A 16,086-nucleotide genomic window follows, 5' to 3' on the forward strand; every position below is an offset into this window, starting at 1 on the left:
GCGCCTCACCCAGTAAGAATTCTTTTGCCGTCCGCCGCTCTCAGTGCACTCGCGCGGCCCACTTGCCTGCCATTGCCAACCCAGCTCCAAGAAGAGCGCCGAAGATAGCGAGTGCCATTCCCTCAGCGCTTGTGGGGATCGGTAGCGGCACTGCGGCAAGTGCTTTGTCCAGCTCTACGAGCACCCCGGTCTTGCGTTCGATGCGATCAACACGGGACGCCAAACGCAAGCCCACCAAAGTAAGAAGGCCGCACACCGTGAACATCGCGCGCCCGAGGACCCGCCAGCAGCGCGGGCACCAAAACAGAATTTGTAGCAGGCGGTCCACAGTGTCTCGGCTCTAAGGATGAAGAGGGTCAGCTGCCTGAAGCCGGACTCGACAAAAGCAACTGTCCAAACATCGCATACCCACTGGCTCCAAGTTCGTAGAGTTCTTTCCCAAACTTCACTACCTTTAAACCGCTGTCCGCCACCTTCGCCGCTTTCGAAATCAACTCCATCCCACGAGTGACAGCTCCTTGCGCTTCCGGCCCAGCCGCTGTCGTCTCTGCAACAAGTTCCTTGGACGCATTTCTCATTTCTCCAGATTGCTTGTTCACAGCGTCAACGATCGGTTGCACACCGTTGACTCGGTAAAGCATGAGCGCAATTCGAAGTTCTTCAATCTGGCTTTCAAGAAGCTCCCTCAATCCATCGGGTAACTCATTTTCTTTAAGGAAAGCATCCTGTTCAGCGATGGCTTGGAGTAACGCGGTCATTGCGCTCTCGTCAATATCGTTCTCGTCGAGTTTATTTAATACCCATCCCATCCACGCTAAATTTGCCCGTACGTCAGCAGCCGTTACTTTTGAGTGGATATCTCCCCAATGCCTGTGTAAGTACGCAGATTGAAAAGCTTGATTGAGTCCATGCAATGTGTCCTTAAAAAGCTCTTCAGGGACGCCCAAATTCTTCAATCTCGATTCGAGAATCTTGATTTCCTTACGAATGCCCCGGAGGGCAAGCATTACTGTGTCTTCTGAGACAGATGCACCATTGGAAGAGAGCCATTTATTCCAACCTACCACTTGCTGCTCACCATGTGCCAGTGGCAAAAACGCTTCGGTGACTGCATTTATCCGGGATGCTGGGTTCATTGAATACCTCCGCGCTGCACTCTAGCAGGCGGAGCACGCGGTGCCCCAGTAGGGTTTGCGCGCTTCCCCGAGCGCCGGAAGACTGGGGGGATGCAAAACGATTCCTTCGGTGGTATTCCCGTCACCACAGATAGCTTTGGCGGGCAACTCGCAGATGTAGACCAGCCGAAGCGCAGGCGCACGCTCGCATCCGTCGCAAACGACACCGTAATCGAGGCGGCGAACGCGGCTGCGGGCGGCGTGTCCGCGGCGGCCAACTTTGTGCGGCCCGGCAATGCGGTCTCCGGTTGGATCGACAAGAACATCGTCGAAGCCGGCGAGGCCAACCAGAGCGATGCCGTGAAGGCGGAGAAGCAGCGCTTCCGCCAGGACGTGGCCAACGCCAGTGGCGTGGTGGACGAGGTGGGCGCAGTGGGCCGCTACGTGGTCAACAACCCCCTGCAGGCGGCTGCGCAGGCGGTGGGCTCCTTCGCTGGCCCTGGAGCAGCCGTGAAGGGTGGGCGCACCTTGGCATCCATCGCCGGCCTGAATGCGGCGCGCGGTGGCTTGGCCGGCGGTGCGGCTGCTGGTGCTGCCATGGCGGGTGGCGATGCCGCGGGCACGGCCTATGAGCAGTCGACCAAGGCTGGCGCCACGGACGAGCAGGGCGTGGCGGCCGCCCGTGAGGACATCGCCAAGTTCAACGAGAAGAACCCCAACCGCCGAATCCAGGCGATGCAGTTGGCGCAGAGCGTGAACAAGCGGCAGAAGCGGATCCGGGAAGCGGAGGAGGGGGTCTACCTGCCGAGCAAGCGGCGTGATGCGCTGGAGGCCGGACGGTTCGCTGCGCCGGATTGACTACGTACGGATTTCGTTCGCAGTCGTGGACTGTCGCACAAAGTGGTCCCGTCTCGCCAGGCCGCCGCCGGCCGCGCCGCCGTGCACAACGCCAAGGCCTACGTAATCCTGGCTGCGCCCGCCGCCGTGCCGGGCGACGCTTGCGCCAGCGCGCGGGCCTGGGTCGATGACTGGCTTAAGGGGAGGGCGATGCAATGAAATTTCGAAAGATCGAAACTTCTGACTGTTTGCGTGGTTGCCGCACTCGGGGGCTGCACCAGCGCGTCTACAGTTAAGGTCCAAGAAATCAACATCCCGATCCCGGTGGCTTGCGAAGAGCCAGAGCCCGACCGGCCGGCCATGCCCTCTGAGGCCCTGCGCCTGGGCGCGTCGGTGGATGACTTTGCGCGCGCAGCGATGGCGGCAAACGAGAGGCGGGAGGGTTATGAGGGGCAGTTGCCGACAGCGCTGACCAACTGCCGCGCGCCCGTAAAGACCGATCTGCGGAGTGAGTAGCCTCCGCCTCGTCGGGGGCTGGCGGCGGCCTCCTGGCTCCCCCAGAATGGAGGTATTCGACAACGGAGGTCCATCATGATTGGAGACGCTCAGCGTATGCAGTCCGATTATTTCGAAAAACGCTTTGATCATCTCAGATTGATGTCAAGCGAAGCTGAGAAAGCGGCTTGGAATTACCTCCTGGCTATTAACGGCGGAGGGGCTGCAGGGATGCTTGCGTTTATCGGCGCCGTTCCAGGCTATCGACAAATTTGGATGTCTTATTTAATTCTCGCCGTATTTGTGTTGGGGCTGGTTTTTGTTGGCGGGTCACATGTAAATCAGAATATACGCATCAATCGTGCATTAATCGGCTGGAGGTCCGATTGGCTGAGCGTAGCGGAAGGAAAAATCCTTTGGCTGGACATGTTGAAGCGGGACGGTCTTCGTACTGAAAATAGCTTTTTGTCTTGGTTTATTGGATTTTCCGCCTTGGCATGCTTTTTAGTGGGTGTGATACTGGCGGCGATACTTTTTTATTTCCGATCATCCACTATGCCTATTTGACGGAGGGGGGATTCCCCAAATGAATGGTTTTGGTGCAGACAACGGGATACTATCCAAGATCCCGGGCGAGGAAATTTCCGCCGGGCAGCAAGTTGCTCCCACCCGCCGGCAGCGGCCGGCCCCCCACCCTGACCGCCGTCATAGATACTCCTGCCTTCGGCAAGGTGCGGATCACCTACCGCCTGAACCCATCCGCGAATGCGGCACCGGCAAGCTTCCCGAGGTGTCCGCCTTCCATATCTGGTACGGGCACGTTAGCATCGGGAACACGCTGACCGCGGCGATGCGGCACGACAGCGAGGCCCCTCATGACCCTGCACCGACAGATCAGGAGATAACGGCTCAGGGGACAGGAGGACCCGTCCAAGCTAATACCTCGTGGCGATTAAAAAAGTTGAACTGCCACACACTGCCACCGTCCTCAAAAATTTGATGCGCATAAGTGAAAGTGCCTCCGTTGAGCGACTTCCGAGGCATGGACCTTAAGGCGTTATCCACAGCGATATAACTATTTGAGGGCTCAAAGACTGACACCCAAGCAGCCAGTCCGAGTGCTTTGCCGGATTCCGAAAAGTAAAGCCCCTTCGTAATGCGAGTAACTGAGCGGCAGTACGAAGCCTGGTCAAATTCAATCGCAATCTGGCGGCCGGTTGGAGTATTAGTTAACCGGCCTTCAAAAATCGTCGTTTGCAATATCTTATTTTTTTCAAGCGTTGATGCAAGATGGTCAATGATCTGGTTCGCATTCCGTCCACCATCACCGGTAACGAGCCCAAGCAAGATTTTTAGATTTTCGTCATCACTTGAACCGCCGTTGTTACAACGAAGGCAGGCTTTGATGATGTTCATCTGAAGCGCCGCGCGCTCATTAGCCGAGTACAACTTTGCAGGAGGAAGATGTTCTCGTGTGACATCGCCGTGCATGCCGCAAATGGCGCACTGGCCTAATCGAGGCTTTCTCGGCAAGGTGACTCCCCTGTTAGGGCGCCGACGTCAGGAGATATGCTGACTGACCATTCGGCGACGCGGATGCACTGTCCTATGTCCCCGCCATGTCCCCGAAGGGAGGGCGCTGAACGTAAGCCGTTGATTTGTAAGTAAATCAGTGGTCCCCTCGACAGGAATCGAACCTGTATCTAGCGCTTAGGAGGCACTCGTTCTATCCATTGAACTACGAGGAGGACGGGCGATTGTAAAGGCGTGGCCGTGGCAGCTTTTCCCCGCTGTGCTGAGACCTCCGCAAAAGAAGATCGCGCCCGGCACGGGGCCACAGGCCATGTGAGCGCCGCATTTCCGCAGCGGCAACGCGCCCCCGGGCGGTGCGCCGCTCTAAAATGCCTCCGCAATGATTTCACCGATGACGCCTCCACAGTTCCACGCCATGCTCCAGGCGGAGGGACTCTCTCCCGCCATGGAGGCCCTCAACCGCGGTGTGCCGCATCGGTACACCGGCGTCTTTCAGGTGATCGAGTCGCAGCTCATCAACGTCTTTCTCTACGACAAGCAGCACCAGATCCGGCCCGAGGCGCTGGCCGTGGTGGCGCTGGACAACAGCTTTTGCCAGTTCGTGCTGCGCGATGGCTCGCTGCTGGTGGACAACTCGATGCATGACGAGCGGCTGCTGGCCAGCTCGTTCCGCGGGGTGGTGGTGGCCTACCACGGCGTGCCGGTGACCGATCACCGCGGCGGCCTGTACGGAACGCTGTGCCATTTCGATCTGGTGGAGCAAGGGCTGGCGTCCGCCCAGTTCGAATTGCTGCAGGCCGCGGGGGGCCTGCTCTATCCCTATCTGCCGCACGGGGATGGCCGGGTGCAGAACGCGCCCCAGTTCGCCCGCGCGGCGGCGGGCTGATGGGCCCCGTCAGTCGTACCGCACCGTGTAGATCAGGTCCACCGCGCTTTGTGCGCCGGTCTGGCCACGCAGCGTGAGGCTCTTGGTCAGGTCGTAGAAGATGTACAGCGTGCCCAGGGCGCCCGAGAGGCTGCGCTCGTAGGTCACGTACAGGTCCTTGGACAGGCGCTTGCCGAAGGTGAGCGCGGCGGCGGAGGCATCCTCGCCCGAGCCGGGGCCCTTGAACCCGATCTCGTCGAGCCCCACGCGCTTGGCGAAGTTGCCGGCACCGGCATTGCCGTTGCCCCCGAGCAGCGCCAGCGCCGCCTGTTGCAGCAACGCGGCCTCGGCGCCGCCGGCGGCGCCGCTGCGGCCCAGCACCACCCAGGAGAGCTTTTCGGCGTCGGGCAGATCGGGGTCGGAATAGAGCCGCACGCGCGGCGCCTTGGCCGAGCCGGTGACCTGCACGCCGGCGCGCACGCTGATGTTCGGCCGGATGGCGAGGATGTCCAGCGCGGGGTTGTCGTATGGGCCGTTGAAGCGTGCCAGGCCCGTCTCCACATCGAGCGACTGGCCCCAGGCGCGGTAGCGGCCTTCCACGGTGCGCACCTCGCCGGTGACGCGCGGCGGCGCCCCGGCGACGGTGGCGCCGCGGATTTCCAGCTCGCCCGCCAGGCGGGTGGTGATGCCGTGGCCCTGCAGCGCAAAGTCGTCGCCCAGGTTGAGGGTGACGGCGATGTCCGGCGGCTTGGCGGCTTCCACGCGGCCGGCGGCCTGGCCCGCGCGTTCGGCCTGCTTGACGGTTTCGCGGTCCTTGGCGGCGGAGCGCACGACCACGTCGGTGCCCAGGCTGGGTGCGCCGGCCTCGGGCAGGATGATGGTGGCGCGGTCGGTGGTGAGCTTGCCGCGCAGCGTGAACTGGCCCTGGCGCAACCGCGCCTGCAGATTGCCGGACACGCTGACCTGGCGGTCGGCGCGCACCAGCACCTGCAGGGCGCGCGCCTCGGCGTCGAAGTCCATGGCGATGCCGGAGCCGGTGGCGCCGCTGCCGCCCGTGGTCCACGACACGCTGCCTTTGCCGGTGAGCGTGCCGCCGTCGCGTGGGGCCGCGGTGCGGTTGCCGCTGAAACCGGCGATGCGTGCGTTGCTGCCCTGGCCGCCGTTCACGCGGAATTCGGTGATGTCGAGCCGGTCGCCGTTCAGCGTGGCACGCAGGCGCCCGTCCTGCAGGTCCACGCCGTCGATGAGCGAGCGCACCGACAGTTGGTCGGCGCCGAGCGTGCCGCTCCAGCGGGGTGCGGCGCGGTTGCCGGCGAGGGCGACATTGGCGTCCAGCGTGCCCTTCACGCGCCAGCCCGGCGGTGCCAGGGCGGACCACACGCCCACGTCCGGCAACTGGGCGCGCACGGTGGCGGCCAGCGGTGCGTCGGCAGGCCATTGCCAGCCGCCATCGGCACGGGCCAGGCGGGTGCTGCCCTCGGCCTGCACGCGGCCTGCACGTTCGCTGTCCCACTGCACGCGGGCACGCACGGTGTCGCCCTCGGCCTGCAGCTGCACTTCGGCCTGCCGCACGCCCGCTGGCGTGCCGGGCCCTTCGCTTGCCTGCGCGCGGCCGGTGCCCTGGCCCTGGCCGCTGCTGTGCACCACCGTCGTGGTGGGCGCGGCACTGCCGGCCAGCACGCGGATGTCGCCGCTGGCGCGCCGCACGCTGGCACTGGCGCGCAGGGTGTCGCCCGCATCCACGTCCCAGTCGCCGTCGAACACGAGGTTGCCGGCCAGGCCCAGGCGCTGCAATGCTTCCTGGCCTTGGGGGCCGAACGCTTCCGTCCAGGCCATGGGCAACCCCTGCAGGCGGCCCTGCGTGCGCAAGGCGATGGCGCCATTGGCGGCCTGGGCAAAGCGGACGGGCTCCCAGTGCAGCGTGACCTGCCCCGGTGCCGGGCCGGAGACGGTGGCCTGGCCGCCCGAGGTCTCCACCTGCAGGCTGGGCGACTGGCGCAGAGCAACGGACAGCGGCTGGTTGAACTGCACCGTCCAGGGGCCGGGCAATTGGTCGTCGCGGGCCTGCGCACGCAACTCGGTGATCTGCGCGTTCCATTGCCCGGGGGCGGCCGTGCCCGCGGTGCCGCGCAGGCGCAGGTCCAGTCGGCGCCGGTCCACGCGTGCCTCGCCGTCCAGCGACAGCGTGGACTGGGGCAACCCGCCGGCCAGTTCGGCGCGCACCGCCGTGAGCCGCACGGCCATGGGTGCGGCGGAGCCGCTGGCGGGCAGGGAGACGTCGAAGCGCGGCGCGGCCAGCCGGGCCTGCCATTCGAACCGCTCGCCGGCACCGGCGCGGGCCGTGCCTGCGGCGGCCGGGGCCAGCAGGCCCGCCGCCTGCAATTGGCGCTGCAGGGTCTGCCAGCCGCCGTTCCAGCGGGTGGTGAGCTGGGCGTCGCCCTGCATGGATGCGCCGCGCAGGGCGGTGGCCAGGCCGGGCAAGGACTCGATCCAGCGCTGCACGCGCTGCGCATCGGCCACCCGCAGATCCAGCTGGCCGTTGCCCGCCCGGGGAGCGATCTGGCCGTCCATCTGGGCCGTGGCACCCGGCACGGTGGCCTGCAACTGTCCTTTGACCGACAGGTCGGCCGTGCCGATCTGCAACTGGCGTGCATTCACCTGCGCCTGCAGGGCATCGAGCTGCAGGCGGGCGAGCGCCAGCCGGCTGCCTTGCCAGGTGCCTTCGGTGGCCAGCCGCTCGACGCGCAAGGCTGCCGGCGCGCCGGCACGCCGGGGTGCCGCGGTGCCGGTGGCACGCAGGTCGGCGGAAAAGCGCACCAGCGGTTCGCCGTCGCCGCCTTCGCTGCGGGCCTGCGCCTGCCCGGCGACGGGGGTGGAGTCCAGGGTGCTGTAGAGGGCGCTGGGGCGAAGGCCCCGCACTTCGGCACGGCCTTCCATGGCGCGCGTGGCGGGGGTGAAGCGGCCCTGCAGTGCCACGCTGCCGTTGCCGATGCGCGCGGTGGCGTCGGGCAGGGTCCACTGCGTGCCGTCGAAGGCGGCCTGGGCATCGATGCTTTCCAGGGGCAGCCGGCGCTGGTCCCACGGGCCCGGCACGGCGTTGCGCAACTGGGCACCGATGGCCCAGCCTGCGGCGGTGGCACCGGGTGCGGCAGCAGCGGCCGGGTCCACGCGCAACTGCCCGCTCAGCGAGGTCACGGGAGCCTGCGGCCACAGGGCGGCCAAGTCGAGCGATTCGACATCGGCGCGCGCCTGCAGCACGGGCTGCGCAGCCCAGGGTGCGATCTCGGCCTGCACGTCGGCACGCATCGGTTCGGCGGGCGCCGCGGGGCGGGCTGCGGGCTTGCCGGGTTTTGTGGATGGGCCGGGGCGGGAGGCTCCCGCTGCCGGCGGAGCCGCTGTCAATGGCTCGGCGGCCTGTGCCTGCAATTGGGCGGTGATCTGCAGCCGTGCGGCTGCGGTGGCCAAGGTGCCTTTGGCCTCGGCATGGGCCTTGGCTTCGATGTCGTCGCCGCCGCCCGGCGATGCCGTGCGCACGGTGCCGTCGGCCTTCAGCTCCAGCGCCATCGGCGCCTGGGCCTGCACGGTGGCCTGTCCGGAATAGTGGCCCTGGGCGAAGGCCACGCTGTCCAGCGCCAGTCGGTGGTGGGTGCCGTCGTAGCGGTAGTGGCCTGCCAGCCCCTGCGCGGTGACCGGGCTGGGCGCTGCCCAGGTGATGGTGTCCACGCGGAACGGCAGGTCGATGCGCAGCGGCAGTTCCAGCGATTGCAGCGGCTGCGGCGGCGTGTCGGGTTCGGTGCGGGGCGGGCCCTGCGGGATGATCTTGACCTCGGCCGCATGCACTTCGCCCAGCGTGAGCTGGCGCTGCAGCAAGGGCGCCAGCTGCCAGGCAATGCGCGCATCGTTGACTTCCACCGCCAGCGTGGGGCTGCTCCAGCGCAGCCAGCCGATGTGGCCGCCGGCGCGCAGCGAGCCGGTCACGTCGCGGGTTTCGAGTTGCTGGTCGGCGGGAAGGTAGCGTGCCGCGCGGTCCAGCGTGGTGGCCAGCGAGGCCTGGCCGCCGGCCCACCACCAGGCCGCACCGAGGACGAGGGCGACCAGGGCCAGCAGCGCGGCGAGGGTCCAGGCGGCGATGCGCCAGCCGCGGCGGCGCCGGGGCGCGGGAACGGGGGCCGCGGCGGCGGCGTAGGGGTTTCGGGGAGGGCGCGTCGCCATGGGTCTTTCAGAGTGCGGTCAGAAGCTGAAGCCCAGCCTCAGGTGCAGCCGCAGTTGCTTGGCCTGCACGCCATAGGCCACGTCGGCCTGCAGCGGCCCCACGGGGCTGCGCCAGCGCAGGCCGGCGCCCACGCCCACGCGCGGGTCCAGGTCGCCCGCGCGGTCGGCCACGGCACCGGCATCGATGAACATGGCGGTTTCGAAATCGGTGCGGTTGCCGCGGAACTCGATGGGCCGCTGCCATTCGGCGCTGGCCACGGCCAGGTAGCGACCGCCATACAGCTGGCCGTTGGAGGTGCGCGCCCCGATCTCACGGTAGCCGTAACCGCGCACCGTGGTGTCGCCCCCGGTCAGGAACAGCGTGGTCACCGGGATCTCGGCCGCGCGGCGCGCGAGCACTGCACCGCCTTCGGCGCGCAGGGCCAGCCGGCTGGTGCGAGTGACGCCTTCGCCCATGTCCACGCGGCCCATGGGGTAGAACGACTGCCACCGCAGGTAGGCCCGCACGAACGGGTCGCGCTCGGGCCGCAGCGTGGTGCCCACGCCCAACTCCGCGGCCAGGCCGAAGCCCCGCGTGGGATTGGTGGTGTTGTTGAAGTAGCGGCCCGTCCAGCCGTAGTTGGCGCTGATGGCCGCGCTGGAGGGCGGCGCGTCCGTGCCCTGGCTCTTGGCGGTGTCGTGCTGCAGGAAATAGCTGCGGTCGATGTGGTCGGTGCTCTTGCTGCGGCCGCCCCGCAGTCGGCTGCTGTTGACCTCGTAGTCGCCCGTGGTCTCGCGCTGCACCTGCGCGCCGGTGAACCAGCGCCAGCCGTCCTCGCCGGGCAGGTCGGTCCAGTCGGTGGACAGCAGCTTGTTCTTGCGGTCCACCGAGACCTTGCTGACGGCGCGCCAGCCGATGCCGGGCAACTGGTTGTGGATGTGGTCCACGCTCAGCCGCGGGCCGCTGTCGGTCGACAGGCCCACGCCGAACACCACCTTCTGCAGGGGTGCCTCGCGCACCTGGGCCACCACGGGCGCGGCCTGCGGGTCGTTGCCGTCGGTTTCCAGCGAGAGGAACACGGCGTCGTAGTAGCCGCTGCTGGCCAGCCGCATCTGCGCATCGAGCAACTGGGCTTCGCTGTAGTCGGCGCCCGTGGGCAGGCGGGCAATGCGGCGCGCACCGTCGGCGCTGTAGCGCTCGCCGCCCTGCACGCGCAGCGCGCCGAAGCGGTAGGGCGGTCCGGGGTCGTAGGTCACGCCCAGCTGGGCTTCGTTGCGGTCGGCGTCGATTTCCGCGCGGCTCTTGGCGATGCTGGCGGTGGGATAGCGGGTGGCCTGCAATTGGCGCAGGCCCTGGGATTTGGCGCCGTCCCAGGCGTCCTGCGTGAAGGGCTGGCCGGGCGCGAGCGACCAGCTGCGCTGCACACGCGCGCGCCGGTTGGCGAACTGGGGCGAATCGGCCTCGGTGCCGGTGAAATCGATGTCGGCGCGGGCCACGCGGGTCTGCGGGCCGGGCTCCACCTTCACGGTGATGGTGCGCGGCGCGCCGGCGCTGCCGGGCGTCTCCTGCATCGTGATGGTGAGCGTGGGGCTGAAATAGCCCAGGGTGCCGAGCAACTCTCGCGCGTTGGACTCGGCCGCGCCCAGCAGGCGGGTGATCTCGCTCGACTGCAGGTCGGGCAGCTGGCGAAAGCGCTGCAGCTCCATGTGCCGCGTGAGGTATTCGCGCACGGCATCGGGTGCGCGCACTTCGAGTGAGAACGCATCGGGCCCGGTGCCCGCACCGGCATCGGACTGGATGGTGTTGTTGTCCACCGTGCCTTCCTTGGCGCCCGGCAGCAGGCTGCAGCCTTGCAGGGCCACCAGGCTCGAAAGCAGCAACGCCGGCCACAAGGCCGGCGTCGGAAATCGTCTCGAAGAATGCGTTGCGGGGAGGGACACGTAAAAGAGGGCTTGGTGGGGCTGGAAGGGGGTGCTGCCAGGCCGTCGCATCCGGGGTGCGCAACGGCAATTGGGGGCACTATGGCCTGAAAAACGCACCGCCGCTGTCAGACAGCGGCGCGCGCTGGGTGGTCCCGGCGGTCAGGCGGTCACTTGGACAGCAGCCGCATGGTTTCTTCCAGGCCCTTGAGCGACAGCGGATACATGCGCTGGCCCACGATCTGCTGGATGATGCCGATGCTCTGCCGGTACTGCCACACGCCCTGGGGCTCGGGGTTGATCCAGGCGAACCGGGGAAAGGCATGGATCAAACGCTGCAGCCACTCGGCGCCGGCCTCTTCGTTGTCGTATTCCACGCTGCCGCCGGGCTGCAGGATCTCGTAGGGACTCATGGTGGCATCGCCCACGAAGATGAGCTTGTAGTCCTTGTTGTACTTGCGGATGATGTCCCAGGTCGGAAACTTCTCGGCGAAGCGGCGGCGGTTGTTCTTCCACATGAAGTCGTACACGCAGTTGTGGAAGTAATAGAACTCCAGGTGCTTGAATTCCGTCTTCACGGCCGAGAAAAGTTCTTCCACGCGCTGCACGTGTTCATCCATCGTGCCGCCCACGTCCATGAGCAGCAGCACCTTCACGTTGTTGTGGCGCTCGGGGACCATCTTGATGTCCAGGTACCCCGCGTTGGCCGCCGTGCTGCGGATGGTGTCCGGCAGATCCAGCTCCATCTCGTGCCCTTCGCGAGCGAACTTGCGCAGCCGCCGCAGCGCCACCTTGATGTTGCGCGTGCCCAGTTCCTGCGTGTCGTCGTAGTCCTTGTAGGCACGCTGGTCCCACACCTTCACGGCGCTCTTGTTCTTGCCCGCGCCGCCGATGCGCACGCCCTGCGGGTTGTAGCCGCCGTGCCCGAAGGGGCTGGTCCCGCCCGTGCCGATCCATTTGTTGCCGCCCTCGTGGCGTTCCTTCTGCTCTTCCAGGCGCTTCTTGAGCGTCTCCATCAACTCGTCCCAGCCCATCTTCTCGATGGCGGCCTTCTGCTCGGGCGTGAGCTCGCGCTCCAGGATCTTGCGCAGCCAGTCGGCGGGGATGTCCTTGCGAAAGTCGGCCACCATCTCCACGCCCTTGAAGTAGGCGCCGAAGGCCCGGTCGAACTTGTCGAAGTGCTTCTCGTCCTTCACGAGTACGGTGCGCGCGAGGTGGTAGAAGTCGTCCAGGCTCCAGGCGTCGTCGGAATTCGGGCCCACCACGCCGGCCTGCAGGGCCTCCAGCAGGGTGAGGTATTCCTTCACCGACACCGGCAACTGGCCGGCGCGCAGGGTGTAGAAGAAGTCGATCAGCATGGGTTGAAGCCTTTTAGCCCTGTGGCGCTTATTCCACTAGGGCATGCTGCTGCAAAAGGTATAGCAACTGGGCTTTGGCTTCCGGCCATTCGCCCGAGCGCATGCTGTACATCACCGTGTCGCGGATGGTGCCGTCGCGGCGCAGCGCGTGGCCGCGCAGCACGCCGTCTTTTTTTGCACCCAGGCGCTCGATGGCGCGCTGCGAGGCGAAGTTGTAGTTGTCGGTGCGCCAGCCCACCACGTGGCAGCCCAGCGTGTCGAAGGCGTGGCCCAGCAGCAGCAGCTTGCACGTGGTGTTGACATGCGTGCGCTGCACACTCTTGGCATACCAGGTGAAGCCGATCTCCACGCGCTTCACGGCCGGCACGATGTCGTGGTAGCTGCTGGTGCCCAGCACTTTGCCGGTGTCTTCCTGCACCACGGCGAAGGCGAAGCGGTGGCCTTGCTCGCGGCCGGCCAGGGCGGTCTCGATGTAGGCGCGCACGTCCTGCGGCTCGGGGACGGAGGTGATGCGCAGCGTCCAAAGCGCGCCGTCGGTGGCCGCGGCGCGCAGGCCCTCTTCATGCGACAGCGCGAGGGGCTCCAGGCGGATGCCGCGATCGCGCAGGGTGACGGGTTCGACGAAAGCCATGGAAAGAATCACTCCTTGTCGCTGGGTGCGCGGCTGGCGCGCCAGCGCCGCGCCGCCTGCAGGCCGAAGCCGCCGCCCAGGCCCACGAGGGCGATGCCCGCCAGGCTGGACGGGCCGTAGCCCGAGGTGAAGATGTCGAAGCCCAGCAGGTGGCCGATCCAGTAGCCCGCGAGCGCGCCGCCCACGAAACCCACGGCGTCGGACAGGCCTTCCATCAGCAGGCGGCGTGCGCTGCTCATCGCGGGCCCTTCATCGGTTGCGCTGGTTCATGAAGACCAGCTTCTCGAACAGGCCCACGTCCTGTTCGTTCTTGAGCAGGGCACCCACGAGCGGCGGCACGGCGACCTTTTGGTCGGCGCTTTGCAGGGCTTCGAGCGGAATGTCTTCGGCCACGAGCAGCTTGAGCCAGTCGATGAGTTCGCTGGTGGACGGCTTCTTCTTCAGGCCCGGCAGGCCGCGCACGTCGTAGAACGTCTTCATCGCCACGGCGAGCAGTTCGGCCTTGAGCGTGGGAAAGTGCACGTCGACGATCTTGCGCATCGTCTCGGCTTCGGGGAACTTGATGTAGTGGAAGAAGCAGCGGCGCAGGAACGCGTCGGGCAGCTCTTTTTCGTTGTTGGACGTGATGAAGACCAGCGGCCGGTGCTTGGCGCGGATGAGTTCGCGCGTCTCGTAGCAGTAGAACTCCATGCGGTCGATCTCGCGCAGCAGATCGTTCGGGAATTCGATGTCGGCCTTGTCGATCTCGTCGATCAGTAGCGCCACGGGCTGGTCGGCGGTGAAGGCCTGCCACAGCACGCCCTGCACGATGTAGTTGCGGATGTCCTTCACGCGCTCGCTGCTGTCGGCATCGCCCAGCTGGCTGTCGCGCAGGCGGCTCACGGCGTCGTACTCATACAGCCCCTGCTGCGCCTTGGTGGTGGACTTGATGTGCCACTGCAGGAGCGGCATGCCCAGCTCGCGCGAGACCTCTTCGGCCAGCATGGTCTTGCCGGTGCCGGGCTCGCCCTTGACGAGCAGCGGGCGCTGCAAGGTGATGGCCGCATTCACTGCGAGCATCAGGTCCTGGGTGGCAACGTAACTCTGTGAGCCTTGGAATTTCATGGGCCGTAAATAGGGTAATCGTTGATAAAAGGCCTGGAAAGGCGCTGGCTATAATCGTTTTCTGCCCGAGCACCGACAAACTTCCACGAGATTGTGCGCGCAAAATGAACAAGAAGTTGACCACGATATTTGCCCTGGCTGTCGCTTGCGTGACCGCGGTTTCGCAGGCCCAGGAGACCAAGGGCGATGCCAAGGCGGGCCAGGGCAAGGTCGCCATGTGCATCGGTTGCCACGGCATCCCGGGCTACCAGGCCAGCTTTCCCGAAGTGCACAAGGTGCCCATGATTTCGGGGCAGGGCGAGCGCTACATCGCCTCGGCCCTGAACGCCTACAAGAAGGGCGACCGCAAGCACCCGACCATGCGCGGCATTGCCGACTCGCTCACCGACCAGGACATCGCCGATGTGTCCGCGTACTACGCGGCCCAGGTGCGCGAGGGTGCCAACCTGCCGGCCAAGCCCACGCGCGAGCCGAGCGTGCAGGTGGCGCAGCTGCTGCAAAAGGGCGCGTGCGTGTCCTGCCACGGCGATAACTTCGCCAAGCCCATCGATCCGTCGTATCCCAAGATTTCAGGCCAGCATGCGGACTATCTGTTCGTGGCGCTCAAGGCCTACAAGGCCGACCCGAACAACGCGCACCTGGGCCGCTCCAACGCCATCATGGCGGGCATTGCCAAGCAGTTCACGAATGCCGAACTGAAGGCGCTGGCGGGCTACATCGGTTCGCTCGACGGCGAGCTGCAGGTGATGCCGCAGTCGCGTTTTCGCTGACCGTCGCGCGCCGGGGCCTCGCCCCGCAGCTGTCCGTCCCAACCCGCCTTCTGGCGGGTTTTTCTTTGGCTGAAAGATGGCTCAGGCCATGCCCCGGGGCGGGTGCGCAGCAGGGCCGATGGAGGTCCGGATCGGCGTGGAGGGGCGTTATATTTTGGTGTGCCCTGTCTTTCGTTCCATCCCATCAACGCATCTCCATGAGGCCAACGCATGAGCATTTCCGTCGCCGGTCGCCAACTACAGAATTCCTCTGCCTTGTCGGAGTCGGGGCGGCACGCCCTGGCCTTCGTGGACGGCGGGCCGCAGTGGCTGGACTGGGCCATCGCTTCGCCCGGGGCCCATTACCACTTCCCCGATGAGACCGCCCTGCTGGATGGCACGCAGAAAGGACTGCACGGGTCTCCCATGGCGCTGCTGCCCGGCTTGGGGCTGGCGGTCAGCCCGGTCAAGCTGATGACGCTGGGGTCGAGCGACCTTCGCACCCTGGCGCTTGCCGAAGCCGGCGATGCCAGCCCTGCGGTGGTCGCGCAGGTCCAGCGCGTCCTGCAAGAGCATCGGCTGCTCACCGCCGCAGACCTGCGCAGCGCGCAGGCGTTCCTGGCCTCGCTGGGCGTGGCGGGGGCCCCGGTGTTCCAGTGCATCGATTTCATGGACTGGGTGGCGCTGTGCGAATTGCCGGGCGGATCCTTTGGCGGGCCCGCGCCTTCGCAGCCGCTGCAGTCGGAGGCCGCGACATTCGGCGTGGATCAGGCGCGCACGCCCCGCGAGTTCGCCGACTACTACCGCGTCTATCTGCACCTGGCGGCCCATCTGCCCGGCCTTGCGCAGGCGTCCGCAGCGCAACGCAGCGAGGCGGCGAAAGCGGCGCTGTACGCCTTGCTGCCGGCACTTCTCGGCGCGCTCGATGGTCCGGTGCTGAGTGCGGTGCCGACGGCGCCGGCAGAGGTGCGGATGGCGGTGCACAGCTGGCTGGCAATGGGCAGGCGCATCGGCTTTTCCCGGCCGTCCGAGGGCGTTCGGTGCATCGTCGAGGGCGCCAGGTACCGGGGTGAGACCGGCGCGGCGGCCGCGCGGATCGTCGACACGGCCCTTCAGCAGGCGATGGCGGTGCTGGCCGCGAATGACCTGCGGTCGGCGCGGCTGGGCCAGGACGGGGCGACGATGGCCGCGCCAGTCGGCCCTGCGAACGCGCAGGTCGAGTTGCAGGTGTCCAGCGCTGGCCTCGTTTCCCTGACGCGCCTCGGCGGCACGGACGCATAGCCACCGC

At 66.5% G+C, this 16,086-nt stretch carries 13 protein-coding genes and 1 tRNA gene; 5 read left to right on the plus strand and 9 right to left on the minus strand.

Going from position 1 to position 16,086, the window contains the following annotated elements; all coding sequences use genetic code 11:
- Positions 1-356 precede the first annotated feature (356 nt).
- Positions 357-1,136: a hypothetical protein gene (locus AVKW3434_RS07575; protein ID WP_284405364.1), complete on the minus strand. Its 780-nt coding sequence runs from the start codon at positions 1,134-1,136 to the stop codon at positions 357-359.
- A 90-nt stretch (positions 1,137-1,226) separates the two neighbouring features.
- Here AVKW3434_RS07575 and AVKW3434_RS07580 point away from each other — a divergent pair, with 90 nt between their 5' ends.
- Both AVKW3434_RS07580 and AVKW3434_RS07585 read left to right on the plus strand, forming a co-directional pair.
- Entirely contained in the window at positions 1,227-1,973 is a 747-nt protein-coding gene (locus AVKW3434_RS07580; RefSeq protein ID WP_284405365.1) for a hypothetical protein, read from the plus strand.
- 570 nt (positions 1,974-2,543) lie between these two features.
- On the plus strand, positions 2,544-3,014 hold the full coding sequence (locus AVKW3434_RS07585; RefSeq protein WP_284405366.1) for a hypothetical protein: 471 nt from the start codon (positions 2,544-2,546) through the stop codon (positions 3,012-3,014).
- A gap of 342 nt (positions 3,015-3,356) precedes the next feature.
- Here AVKW3434_RS07585 and AVKW3434_RS07590 read toward each other — a convergent pair whose 3' ends face one another.
- Entirely contained in the window at positions 3,357-3,863 is a 507-nt protein-coding gene (locus tag AVKW3434_RS07590) for a hypothetical protein (protein ID WP_284405367.1), read from the minus strand.
- 257 nt (positions 3,864-4,120) lie between these two features.
- Positions 4,121-4,195: transfer RNA gene (locus tag AVKW3434_RS07595), tRNA-Arg, on the minus strand.
- 176 nt (positions 4,196-4,371) lie between these two features.
- On the opposite strand from AVKW3434_RS07595, the gene AVKW3434_RS07600 reads away from it, so the two are divergent.
- Complete coding sequence (locus AVKW3434_RS07600) at positions 4,372-4,866, plus strand: guanylate cyclase (RefSeq protein WP_272565074.1); 495 nt, start codon at positions 4,372-4,374, stop codon at positions 4,864-4,866.
- Between the two features lie 9 nt (positions 4,867-4,875).
- On the opposite strand, the gene AVKW3434_RS07605 is transcribed toward AVKW3434_RS07600, so the two are convergent.
- From AVKW3434_RS07605 to AVKW3434_RS07630, 6 genes are all read right to left on the minus strand, one after another.
- Positions 4,876-9,057 carry a translocation/assembly module TamB domain-containing protein gene (locus AVKW3434_RS07605; protein WP_284405368.1) on the minus strand — a complete coding sequence of 1,394 codons (4,182 nt, stop codon included), beginning with the start codon at positions 9,055-9,057 and terminating at the stop codon, positions 4,876-4,878.
- 18 nt (positions 9,058-9,075) lie between these two features.
- On the minus strand, positions 9,076-11,028 hold the full coding sequence (locus AVKW3434_RS07610) for an autotransporter assembly complex protein TamA (RefSeq protein ID WP_502869040.1): 1,953 nt from the start codon (positions 11,026-11,028) through the stop codon (positions 9,076-9,078).
- 98 nt (positions 11,029-11,126) lie between these two features.
- On the minus strand, positions 11,127-12,314 hold the full coding sequence (locus AVKW3434_RS07615; protein ID WP_284393297.1) for a vWA domain-containing protein: 1,188 nt from the start codon (positions 12,312-12,314) through the stop codon (positions 11,127-11,129).
- Positions 12,315-12,342: 28 nt separating this feature from the next.
- The gene (locus tag AVKW3434_RS07620) at positions 12,343-12,945 is read right to left on the minus strand and encodes a GNAT family N-acetyltransferase (RefSeq protein ID WP_272565070.1); all 603 of its coding nucleotides are present in this window, start codon (positions 12,943-12,945) and stop codon (positions 12,343-12,345) included.
- A gap of 8 nt (positions 12,946-12,953) precedes the next feature.
- Complete coding sequence (locus tag AVKW3434_RS07625) at positions 12,954-13,184, minus strand: hypothetical protein (RefSeq protein WP_284393299.1); 231 nt, start codon at positions 13,182-13,184, stop codon at positions 12,954-12,956.
- A 10-nt stretch (positions 13,185-13,194) separates the two neighbouring features.
- Positions 13,195-14,049 carry an AAA family ATPase gene (locus AVKW3434_RS07630; protein ID WP_284405370.1) on the minus strand — a complete coding sequence of 285 codons (855 nt, stop codon included), beginning with the start codon at positions 14,047-14,049 and terminating at the stop codon, positions 13,195-13,197.
- 104 nt (positions 14,050-14,153) lie between these two features.
- Here AVKW3434_RS07630 and AVKW3434_RS07635 point away from each other — a divergent pair, with 104 nt between their 5' ends.
- Complete coding sequence (locus tag AVKW3434_RS07635; RefSeq protein ID WP_284405371.1) at positions 14,154-14,819, plus strand: c-type cytochrome; 666 nt, start codon at positions 14,154-14,156, stop codon at positions 14,817-14,819.
- Positions 14,820-15,029: 210 nt separating this feature from the next.
- Positions 15,030-16,079 carry a hypothetical protein gene (locus AVKW3434_RS07640; RefSeq protein ID WP_284405372.1) on the plus strand — a complete coding sequence of 350 codons (1,050 nt, stop codon included), beginning with the start codon at positions 15,030-15,032 and terminating at the stop codon, positions 16,077-16,079.
- The last annotated feature ends 7 nt before the right edge of the window (positions 16,080-16,086 follow it).

This window comes from Acidovorax sp. SUPP3434 (genome assembly GCF_030159015.1).
Taxonomy (GTDB): domain Bacteria; phylum Pseudomonadota; class Gammaproteobacteria; order Burkholderiales; family Burkholderiaceae_C; genus Paracidovorax.